This window comes from Streptomyces sp. NPDC058289 (genome assembly GCF_042880975.1).
Classification (GTDB): domain Bacteria; phylum Actinomycetota; class Actinomycetes; order Streptomycetales; family Streptomycetaceae; genus Streptomyces; species Streptomyces stoeckheimensis.
Genome location: NZ_JBHVYI010000086.1, coordinates 26,509 through 36,275 on the forward strand (window position 1 = coordinate 26,509; position 9,767 = coordinate 36,275).

9 protein-coding genes and 1 riboswitch are annotated in these 9,767 nt (G+C 71.4%); of the genes, 5 read left to right on the plus strand and 4 right to left on the minus strand.

The features are described from left to right. Positions 1–29 precede the first annotated feature (29 nt). Positions 30–121, minus strand: a riboswitch (cobalamin riboswitch). Positions 122–288: 167 nt separating this feature from the next. Further along, positions 289–510, minus strand: coding sequence for a hypothetical protein (locus tag ACFVX6_RS32295; RefSeq protein WP_243338472.1), 222 nt, complete (start codon positions 508–510; stop codon positions 289–291). Between the two features lie 28 nt (positions 511–538). Then, the gene (locus ACFVX6_RS32300) at positions 539–1,822 is read right to left on the minus strand and encodes an anion permease (RefSeq protein ID WP_389697507.1); all 1,284 of its coding nucleotides are present in this window, start codon (positions 1,820–1,822) and stop codon (positions 539–541) included. A gap of 322 nt (positions 1,823–2,144) precedes the next feature. On the opposite strand from ACFVX6_RS32300, the gene ACFVX6_RS32305 reads away from it, so the two are divergent. Beyond that, complete coding sequence (locus ACFVX6_RS32305; protein ID WP_389697509.1) at positions 2,145–3,296, plus strand: alpha/beta hydrolase family protein; 1,152 nt, start codon at positions 2,145–2,147, stop codon at positions 3,294–3,296. 153 nt (positions 3,297–3,449) lie between these two features. Further along, complete coding sequence (locus tag ACFVX6_RS32310) at positions 3,450–4,928, plus strand: hypothetical protein (protein WP_389697511.1); 1,479 nt, start codon at positions 3,450–3,452, stop codon at positions 4,926–4,928. 39 nt (positions 4,929–4,967) lie between these two features. On the opposite strand, the gene ACFVX6_RS32315 is transcribed toward ACFVX6_RS32310, so the two are convergent. Together ACFVX6_RS32315 and ACFVX6_RS32320 are read right to left on the minus strand one after the other, a co-directional pair. After that, positions 4,968–5,363 (minus strand): VOC family protein, encoded by a 396-nt coding sequence (locus ACFVX6_RS32315; protein ID WP_389697513.1) that lies wholly within the window; start codon positions 5,361–5,363, stop codon positions 4,968–4,970. Positions 5,364–5,433: 70 nt separating this feature from the next. Next, on the minus strand, positions 5,434–6,324 hold the full coding sequence (locus ACFVX6_RS32320) for a neutral zinc metallopeptidase (protein ID WP_389697515.1): 891 nt from the start codon (positions 6,322–6,324) through the stop codon (positions 5,434–5,436). Between the two features lie 298 nt (positions 6,325–6,622). Between ACFVX6_RS32320 and ACFVX6_RS32325 the strand changes: the two genes are divergently transcribed. The 3 genes from ACFVX6_RS32325 to ACFVX6_RS32335 all read left to right on the plus strand — a co-directional run bounded on the left by ACFVX6_RS32325 (position 6,623) and on the right by ACFVX6_RS32335 (position 9,746). Further along, the gene (locus tag ACFVX6_RS32325) at positions 6,623–8,221 is read left to right on the plus strand and encodes an ABC-F family ATP-binding cassette domain-containing protein (protein WP_389697517.1); all 1,599 of its coding nucleotides are present in this window, start codon (positions 6,623–6,625) and stop codon (positions 8,219–8,221) included. Between the two features lie 353 nt (positions 8,222–8,574). Beyond that, positions 8,575–8,796 carry a helix-turn-helix domain-containing protein gene (locus tag ACFVX6_RS32330; RefSeq protein WP_204357858.1) on the plus strand — a complete coding sequence of 74 codons (222 nt, stop codon included), beginning with the start codon at positions 8,575–8,577 and terminating at the stop codon, positions 8,794–8,796. Between the two features lie 170 nt (positions 8,797–8,966). Next, positions 8,967–9,746, plus strand: a complete 780-nt coding sequence (locus ACFVX6_RS32335) for an enoyl-CoA hydratase/isomerase family protein (protein ID WP_389697519.1) — start codon at positions 8,967–8,969, stop codon at positions 9,744–9,746. The last annotated feature ends 21 nt before the right edge of the window (positions 9,747–9,767 follow it).

A 9,767-nucleotide genomic window follows, 5' to 3' on the forward strand; every position in this document is an offset into this window, starting at 1 on the left:
GCGCCCTGGTTCGACGTGTCCGGCGGCGAGAGTTCCTGGCTCCCGGCCGCACCCCGGCCGGAGGCCCGAGCGCGCCGGTGACAGTGGCGGGACCGCGCCGGATTCGCACCGGACTTCCTCTCCATGCCGCCGTAATGGCTCGGGCAGTCCACCACGCAGCGCGAAGGCCCGTCAACTCGCCGTTGACCTGCGGCGGGGTGGTGGGGGGGGAAGCGGCTCCGGGCATGCGAAAGCTCCCTGCGGGACGAACCCGGAGGGAGCCTTCGTACGCGGGGTGGTGTCCGTCGCCTAGGCGACGATCAGGTAGATCCCGTAGGCCACGGCCGCCGCGCAGAGCGCGAAGCAGGCGTACGCACCGCTGCGGGCCAGGGTGGCGGCGCCGCCCTGTTCGGTGGCGGCCTCGTGCTTGGAGAGCCCCATCAGACCCAGGGTGAACAGGGTCACCAGGACGACGGTGGCGGAGAGGCTGACCCCGAAGACGGAGCCGAGTGCTTCCCAGTCGATCTTCATACCGCTGAATCCTCTGTCGTTCTCGGGGTCAGACGGCCGCGGCCGGAGCCGCGGGAGTCGTCGTCGCGGCCGGGATGGTGGCCTTCAGTTCCTCGTCCGTCACCGCGGCGGTGCTGCCGACGACGACGGCGACTCCCGCGAGATCGGGCTGCGGGACGCTGACGGCCGCGATGGCCGTGGTGACCACACCCGGCTCCTCGGCGCCGGCCGTGGCGACCTCGTTGACGTTGGTGTGGTCGACGACCTGGCGGCGCGAGATCAGCCAGATGGCGACGCAGGAGCCGACCAGGAAGACCGTGACGCCGGCGACGCCGATGTCCCCGGTGCGCATGACCAGCTCGGCGCCGGCGGCCACGAGGGCCGCGGCCGGGAGGGTCAGGCCCCAGGCGATGAACATGCGGGAGGCGGTGGACCAGCGGACCACGCCGCCCTTGCGTCCCAGACCCGAACCCATGACGGCGCCGGAGCACGCGTGGGTGGTGGAGAGGGAGAAGCCGAGGGAGGAGGAGGCCAGGATGACGCTGGCGGCCGAGGTCTGGGCGGCGAAGCCCTGCTGCGGCTGCAGGTCGGTCAGGCCGCTGCCCATGGTGCGGATGATGCGCCAGCCGCCCAGGTAGGTGCCCATCGCGATGGCCAGGCCGGCGGAGACGATGACCCAGACCGGCGGGTTGGAGCCGGGCGCGAGGGCGCCGCCGGCGACGAGCGCCAGGGTGATGATGCCCATCGTCTTCTGCGCGTCGTTGGTGCCGTGCGCGAGCGAAACCAGACTCGCGGAAGCGATCTGGCCGGCGCGGTAGCCCTTGGCCGAGGTCTTCTCGCCCATGCCCTTGCCGACCTTGTACGTGACCTTCGTGGCCAGGTACGCGGCGAAGCCGGCGACCAGCGGCGCGGCGATCGCGGGGATCAGCACCTTGGTGACGACGACGCTGCCGTTGACCGCGCCCATGCCGGCGGAGGCCACGGCCGCACCGATCAGGCCGCCCATCAGGGCGTGCGAGGAGCTGGAGGGCAGTCCTACCAGCCAGGTGACGAGGTTCCAGAGGATCGCGCCGACCAAGGCGGCGAAGATGACCTCCGGCTGGATGCCTTCCTCGTTGACCAGTCCCTTGGAGATCGTCTTGGCGACCTCCACGGACATGAAAGCGCCGACGAGGTTGAGCACGGCGGACATGGCCACCGCGGTCTTGGGTTTGAGGGCGCCGGTCGAGATGGTGGTGGCCATCGCGTTGGCCGTGTCGTGAAAACCGTTCGTGAAATCGAACACGAGAGCGGTGATGATCACGATCCCGAGGAGAAGCGTTATGTGCTCCATTTGCCCAGGCTTCTGTTTGACGTCAGTGGTTCGTGGACCGTAGGCAACCTGGATGAACGGAAGGTGAACTGGCAGGGTTCATGTGGTGTATCGCCACGGCACCCGATCGGGACCTTCGTCCCGAGAGGGGCGTTGATATATCGATTAATGCATGTCACGGCGGCGTGTCCGGACGTTTCGGGGAGGGACTTCCGATAGGTGCTCCCGTTCACCCGGGACCCTCGAAGAGACCTAGATCACCTTCCGTTCCGCCCCTCCCGGCCTCCGGCCGGAACGATTCCCTCCGGTGGCCCGCCGCCCCGTCCGCCTCGACACTGGAGCGGTGCGTACCGCTACCGCGACGGCAGCCGCCGTCACCACGACCCTGCTCGGCGCCGGCGCGGCCGCCGTCGCCGCCGTCACGGCCGCCGCGCTCGCCGGCCGGTACGCCGCCGACGCGGCCCTGCGGACCGAGCCCGGCCGTCCGCTCCCCGGCAGCCCCCGGCTCACCGTCCACTCCACCGCGGCCGGCCGGGTCGAGCTGACCCGCTCGCTCGCCTCCCTGCGCCCCGGCACCTACGGGCTCACCGCCCCCGGAGTGCACGCCGTGGTCGGGTCCGTCCTCCCCGACGCCCCGCACGGCCCCGACACCGTGGTGCGCCGGCTCGTCGCCGTCACCCACGGCAGCCTCGACCCCGGAACCCGCGTCACCCTCACCCCCCAGGTCCACCTGGGCAACCCGGGCACCGCCCTCGGGCTGGACCACGCCGACGTGGACGTCCCCGGGGAGCTCGGCGCGCTGCCCGCCTGGTTCGTGCCCGCGGCCCGCGACACCTGGGTGATCACCGTCCACGGGCTCGGAGCCACCCGGGAGCACCCGATGGCGGTCATGCCCTTCCTCCATCGCAGCAAGCTCCCCGTCCTGGACCTCGGGTACCGGGGCGACCTCGGCGCCCCCGAGTCACCGGACGGCCTCGGCCACCTCGGCGAGTCCGAATGGCGCGATCTCGACGCCGCCATCCGCTACGCCCTGCGCTACGGCGCCCGCCGCGTGGTCCTGCACGGCTGGTCGACCGGCGCCACCATGGCCCTGCACGCCGCCGAGCGCTCCGCGCTGGCCGACCGGATCTCCGGGCTGGTCCTCGACTCGCCCGTACTGGACTGGCACACCACCCTGCGCGCCCTCGCCGCCGCGCGCCGCACCCCGGCCCCGCTGCTCCCGTTCGCGGTCAAGGCGGCCGAGGGTCGTGCGGGCCTGCGCGCCGACCGGCGGGCTCCGGGGTCGGATCCCGCTGCGCTGAAGGTCCCCGTACTGATCTTCCACGGACCCGACGACGCGCTCGCCCCCTGGGGGCCCTCGCGCCGGCTCGCCGCGGCCCGCCCCGACCTCGTCACCCTGCACACCGTTTCCGACGCGGCCCACGGGGCGATGTGGAACGCGGACCCGGCCGCCTACGAAGAGGCGCTGCGCCGCTTCCTGACCCCTCTCATGTGAAGCGCCGGGTGACGGGCCGTCGGACGAGTTGTCCGAAGAGTGCGGGGCGTACGGGGCAGGGAGGGTGGGTTGTCCCGTTCTGTCCCCGAGGGGCCTTGTGGCAATGGCTGGTTCCGTTTGGGCTTTCGGCCAGTGACGGGCGAGACTGCTCACGTGACGTCCCGAAAGCCTGATGAGCAGTTGGCTCGCGACTCCAGACTCCGACTCGTCGCCCCGCGGTCCGTGGCCACGGCCCGCAAGGCGGTGACCGACCGGCGCACCCGGACCGCCCCGCGGCCTCCGGCGGGTACTCCCGCCACGGCCGACCTCGCGAACAGGGCCCGCACCTCCCTCGCCGACGCGGTACGGCTCGCCCGCTGGGCCGAGCTCCACCTCGCCGGCGCAGACGGTGCCGGGCCCGCACCGGCGGGCGCCCTGCCCGCCGCCGAAGCCGAACGCGCCGCCGACCGGCTGAGCCTGACACCGGGCCAGATCCGGGTCGGCTGGGACCGCGCAAGACTCGCCGGCCTCATCGAGATGCACGGCGGCCACGCCCGGCCGGGCTGGCGGCTGCGCGCCTGGGACCGGGACGACACCGCCGTCCTGCGCGGCTGGGTCGCGCTCTTCGACGCGTGGTCACTGGTGCACCCGGCCCCCGCCGACATCGCCCCCGCGGCCGTCGCCGAGGTGGTCGAGGCCATGCCCCAACTGCTCTCCCTGCTCCAGCTCTCGGCCGGTCCCGTGACCGTCCCCGATCTGCTGGACCTGCTCCGGCAGCGCGTCGACGAACTGCGCGACGAGCGGTGCGAGGTCCCCTACGAGTCCACGGCGCAGGCGGAGTCCCCGTCCGCGAGCCCGACGGGCTGCGAGCCGACGGAATCCGAGCCGACGGGCTCCGAGCCGTCCGGCCCCGCATCGGCCGCGCCGCCCGTCCCGCTCGCCCGGCTGCTGCGCTGGGCGCTCGGCGGGCTCGCCGCCGTGGACGCCGTCACCCTCGGCCCCGCCCGGGCCACTCTCACCCCGCTCGGGAGCTGGGCCGTCTGGGTCAAGCTGGAGCAGATCTGCGTCGCCGCTCAGAGCCCGGCCGGGAACATCGAGCAGTCCGCCGCCGCCATGCTCCACGGCTGCGCGCGACTCACCCCCGGTCCGGCCCGCGCCGAGTACCAGGCCTGGCTGGCCGCCCGGCCCGTCGGCCACGCGGTCTCCGAGCTGCTGCTCGCGGCCCGCGGCGAGGACGCCCTGCTGCGCGGGCTCGCCTTCGAGGCCCTGCGCGTGGTCGGAGCCCCCGCCGAGCCCGAGGTGCGCAAGGCCTCCCGCGAGGCCGCGCTGCGCCCCTACGCCCTGCTCTGGCTCGCCGAGCACGACGGGGTCGACCCCGACGAGGCGCAGGACGTGCTCACCGCCGAGGAGCAGACCTGGCTCTGGGTGGACACCGCGGCCGCCATCGCCGACCACGGCGAGGCCGAGCTGCTCGCACGCCACCTGGACTCGGCGGTGCGGACCACGGTTCCGCGGCTGCTGGACGAGGTCCGCGCGGTCGGGCACCCCCGCACCGTGCAGGTGCTGGTCGCGCTGGCCGCCGCCCATCCCGATCCCGCCCTGGCCAAGGCGGTGCGCCGGGCCGCCTTCCAGGTGCACACCGGCGGCGCGTAGCGCCCCGTACGGGCGCCGTACGCGCCGCAGGGGCTTCGGTCAGACCTGCGGCGCGTACGTCCCGAAGCTCCACACGTTGCCCTCGGCGTCGCGGGCCATGTAGTCCCGCGAGCCGTAGTCCTGGTCGGTCGGCTCCATCAGGATCTCCACGCCGTGCTCGACGGCCCGGCGGTGGTGGGCGTCCACGTCGTCGACCAACACGTAGACCCCGGTCGGGCCGGCCGACTCCATCACCTTGTCGAAGGCGCTGCCGGTGCCCTTGCTGCCGAGCATCACCATGCCGTTCCCGTAGGACAGCTCGGCGTGCGCCACCGCGCCGTCCTCACCTTCGTACGCGGCGACCTGGGTGAAGCCGAAGGCTTCCGTGAGCAGTTGGATGGCGGCCTTGGCATCGGTGTACAGCAGGGTCGGACAGATGGACGGAACGCCTGCCATGGCGATCACTCCCTCTCGTGCCGTGGATGGATGGTGATCCACGTCACAGCATGACAGGCGCCACCGACACTCAGCGGAAGGTGTTGCACTGGGCCATGTCGCCCGTGCGGTAGCCCTGGTAGAACCACTGCTGGCGCTGCTCGGCCGACCCGTGCGTCCAGGACTCCGGGGACACCCGGCCCTGGAACTTCTCCTGGATCCGGTCGTCGCCGACCGCGGCCGCCGCGTCCAGACCGTCCCGGATGTCCTGGTCGGTGAGGCTCGTGATCAGGGGCTTGCCCGTGGACTCGTCCGGGGTCTTCGTCGCGTTGTGGGCCCAGACGCCGGCGTAGCAGTCGGCCTGCAGCTCGACCCGTACCGCGTTGCTGTTCGCGCCCTGCCGGCCGTCCTGGGCCTTCTGCAGGGTGCCGGTCAGGTTCTGGATGTGGTGGCCGTACTCGTGGGCCACCACGTACGCCTGGGCGAAGGGGCCGCCGCTCGCGCCGAACTTGGTGCGGAGCTCGTTGAAGAAGCCCAGGTCCAGGTAGACCTGCCGGTCGCCGGGGCAGTAGAACGGGCCGACCGCCGAGGTGGCCGCCCCGCAGGCGGTGCCCACCTTGCCGGTGAAGAACACCGTCTGCGCCGGGGTGTACTGGGCGCCGCGCTTGGCGAACTCCTGCTTCCAGAAGTCCTGGGTGCTGTTGATCACCGCCACCAGCCGGCAGTCCTCCCTGGCGTTCGCGTCCGCCCCGGTCTTGCAGCTCTGCTGCACCTGGGCGGCGGAGGAGGAGGTCGACGCGGGCTCGGGACTTCCGTCGGACAGGCCCAGCTGCTCCGGGCCCACCCCGAACAGCAGACCCATGATCAGCGCGATGATGCCGAGGATGCCGCCGCCGACCGTGGCCTTCCCGCCCGGGATGCGACTGCCGCGTACGTCCTTGACCTCGGAAGTGTCCAGATTGGCGTTGTCGTCGAACTGCATCCCGCACCGCCCTCCATTCCTGCCCGGCCAAGGGAGGGACGTGTACGTGTCCGCCCCTGCGGCGACTATCAACCCGTTCATCCTCATACGCCCTCCGGTCGGGAGGCGTGTTCCCTGGGCCGAACGAGGGACGCGGCGGTGCGGACGGTGCAGGTCCCGGGAGGGGCGGCCGGGCCCGAAAGTAGTTGCGCACCCCCGGTAGAATGACTCCCATGGCAAATCTCCTCGCGGATTAGCGGCGTCGAAGCATCGCGTCCTGCCCCCCTTCCGCCGTCCCGACCCGCCCTGGAGTATTTCCGTGATCACCGCCACCGGCATCGAGCTGCGCGCCGGCGCCCGCATCCTCATCGAGAACGCCTCCTTCCGCGTCGCCAAGGGCGACCGCATCGGCCTCGTCGGCCGCAACGGAGCCGGCAAGACCACCCTGACCAAGTGCCTCGCGGGTGAGGGAACGCCGGCCGGCGGCAGCATCGCCCGCTCGGGCGAGGTCGGCTACCTCCCGCAGGACCCGCGCACCGGCGACCTCGACGTGCTGGCCAGCGACCGGATCCTGTCCGCGCGCGGCCTGGACGTGCTGCTCAAGAAGATGCGGACGAACGAGGAGCGCATCTCCTCCGGCTCCGGCGCCACCCGCGAGAAGGCGATGCGCCAGTACGAGCGCCAGGAGACCGAGTTCCTCACCAAGGGCGGGTACGCCGCCGAGTCCGAGGCCGCGACCATCTCCGCCGCCCTCGGCCTGCCCGACCGGGTCCTCGGCCAGCCGCTGCACACCCTCTCCGGTGGTCAGCGCCGCCGCGTGGAGCTCGCCCGCATCCTCTTCTCGGACGCCGACACGCTCCTCCTCGACGAGCCGACCAACCACCTCGACGCCGACTCGATCGTGTGGCTGCGCGATTACCTGAAGACCTACCGCGGCGGCTTCATCGTGATCTCCCACGACGTGGACCTGGTCGAGACGGTCGTCAACAAGGTGTTCTACCTGGACGCCAACCGCTCCCAGATCGACGTCTACAACATGGGCTGGAAGCTCTACCAGCAGCAGCGCGAGGCCGACGAGAAGCGCCGCAAGCGCGAGCGCCAGAACGCCGAGAAGAAGGCCGCGGCGCTGAACTCGCAGGCCGACAAGATGCGCGCCAAGGCCACCAAGACGGTCGCCGCCCAGAACATGGCCAAGCGCGCCGACCGCCTGCTGGCGGGCCTCGACGCCGTCCGCGTCTCCGACAAGGTCGCCAAGCTGCGCTTCCCGGACCCGGCGCCCTGCGGCAAGACCCCGCTGACCGCCGAGGGCCTGTCGAAGTCCTACGGCTCGCTGGAGATCTTCACCGACGTCGACCTGGCCATCGACAAGGGCTCCCGCGTGGTCATCCTCGGCCTCAACGGTGCGGGCAAGACCACGCTGCTGCGCCTGCTGTCGGGCACCGAGAAGCCCGACACCGGCACGGTCGTCCCCGGCCACGGCCTCAAGCTCGGCTACTACGCCCAGGAGCACGAGACCCTGGACCCGGAGCGCTCGGTCCTGGAGAACATGCGCTCCTCGGCGCCCGACCTGGACCTGGTCTCCGTACGCAAGACGCTGGGCTCGTTCCTCTTCTCCGGCGACGACGTGGACAAGCCCGCGGGCGTCCTGTCCGGTGGCGAGAAGACCCGCCTCGCCCTGGCGACGCTGGTCGTCTCCTCGGCCAACGTGCTGCTGCTCGACGAGCCCACCAACAACCTCGACCCGGCCAGCCGTGAGGAGATCCTGGGCGCCCTGCGCACGTACAAGGGCGCCGTCATCCTCGTCACCCACGACGAGGGCGCGGTCGAGGCGCTGGAGCCGGAGCGGATCATCCTGCTCCCGGACGGCGTCGAGGACCTGTGGGGTCCGGACTACCGGGACCTGGTGGCGCTCGCCTGAGGCGCTTCCGCTTCCGTGATCGTTTGCTTATGGATCATTCGGCTCAGGCGTGATCCATCATCTGAGTGAGTCGGTCTCATACCGCTCCGTGCTCGACGAAGGCCCCGGCCACATCCTCTTGGACGTGCGGCCGGGGCCTTCCGTTTTTCCGCTCCGGCCCCTGACCTGGTGATTCATACCGGGGGAGCGGAAATGTGACGGAGGTCATGCAGCGGAAGAGAAGATTCCGTTCTGCTCGGTTGTCCACGCCTGAAGAAATGCCGCCGTACCGACCTTGCTGAATGGGTGGCCAGGAAGCCGGGGAGGGGTGATCATGAGAAGTCCAGAGCGCACTTCCCATAGAGGAGGCACGGGTGGCCGAGACTCTGAAGAAGGGCAGCCGGGTAACCGGCGCCGCGCGCGACAAGCTCGCGGCAGACCTGAAGAAGCAATACGACTCCGGTGCGAGTATCCGTGCGCTGGCCGAATCGACCGGCCGGTCCTACGGATTCGTCCATCGGATGCTCAGCGAGTCCGGAGTCACGCTGCGTGGTCGCGGTGGCGCGACGCGCGGCAAGAAGGCGGCTACGGCCTAACCATTTGGTTCCACTTGGTTCCAGCGGTTTTCCGTAATCAGCTTCACCGGTTCCAGTTCCACCGTCCTTCGGTGACCCCCGGTCGGCTCCATGGCCGGCTGGGTGGTTACTGTGCAGTCACTTAGGCCGAGATCGCGGCCGAACGACGGCACAACACCGGAGGCACACAGATGGCTCTGCTCGACAAGGACGGCGTACGGCTCACCGTCGACGACACGGTCGCCACGGTGACACTGACCAATCCGGCCAAGCGAAACGCTCAATCCCCCGCGCTCTGGCGGGCGTTGACGGAGGCTGGAAGGTCGTTGCCGGGCACCGTCCGGGTCGTCGTGCTGCGCGGCGAAGGGCAGTCCTTCTCCGCAGGGCTCGACCGGCAGGCGTTCACCCCCGAAGGCTTCGAGGGCGAGCCGTCCTTCCTTGACCTGGCGCGCGGTTCGGAGGAACTGCTCGACTCCACCATCGCCGAGTACCAGGAGGCGTTCACCTGGTGGCGGCGCAACGACATCGTCTCCGTCGCCGCCGTTCAGGGGCACGCGATCGGTGCCGGTTTCCAGCTTGCCCTCGCGTGCGATCTGCGCGTCGTCGCGGACGACGTGCAGTTCGCCATGCGCGAGACCGGGCTGGGTCTGGTGCCCGACCTCGGCGGCACCCAGCCGCTGACCTCGACGGTCGGCTATGCCCGCGCGCTCGAAATCTGCGCGACGGGACGCTTCGTCCACGCCGAGGAGGCGGAACGGATCGGCCTCGCGAACCTGGTCGTCCCCGCGGGTGAGCTCGACGCGGCCGTCCAGGACCTCACCACCGCGCTGCTGGCTCCGCCGCGGGATGCGGTGGTCGAGACGAAGGCGCTGCTGCGCGGTGCGGTTGCGCGCACGTACGACGACCAGCGCGCCGCCGAGCGCGCCGCCCAGGCCCGCCGCCTGCGGGACCTGGCGGGGCTCTCGGACTAGGCGCGGCGCCGTTGCCGGGGG

Coding starts and splice junctions, on each gene's coding strand:
- ACFVX6_RS32295 (WP_243338472.1), bottom strand. CDS start 510: ATGAAGATCGACTGGGAAGCACTCGGCTCCGTCTTCGGGGTCAGCCTC.
- ACFVX6_RS32320 (WP_389697515.1), bottom strand. CDS start 6,324: ATGCAGTTCGACGACAACGCCAATCTGGACACTTCCGAGGTCAAGGAC.
- ACFVX6_RS32335 (WP_389697519.1), top strand. CDS start 8,967: ATGGCTCTGCTCGACAAGGACGGCGTACGGCTCACCGTCGACGACACG.
- ACFVX6_RS32300 (WP_389697507.1), bottom strand. CDS start 1,822: ATGGAGCACATAACGCTTCTCCTCGGGATCGTGATCATCACCGCTCTC.
- ACFVX6_RS32315 (WP_389697513.1), bottom strand. CDS start 5,363: ATGGCAGGCGTTCCGTCCATCTGTCCGACCCTGCTGTACACCGATGCC.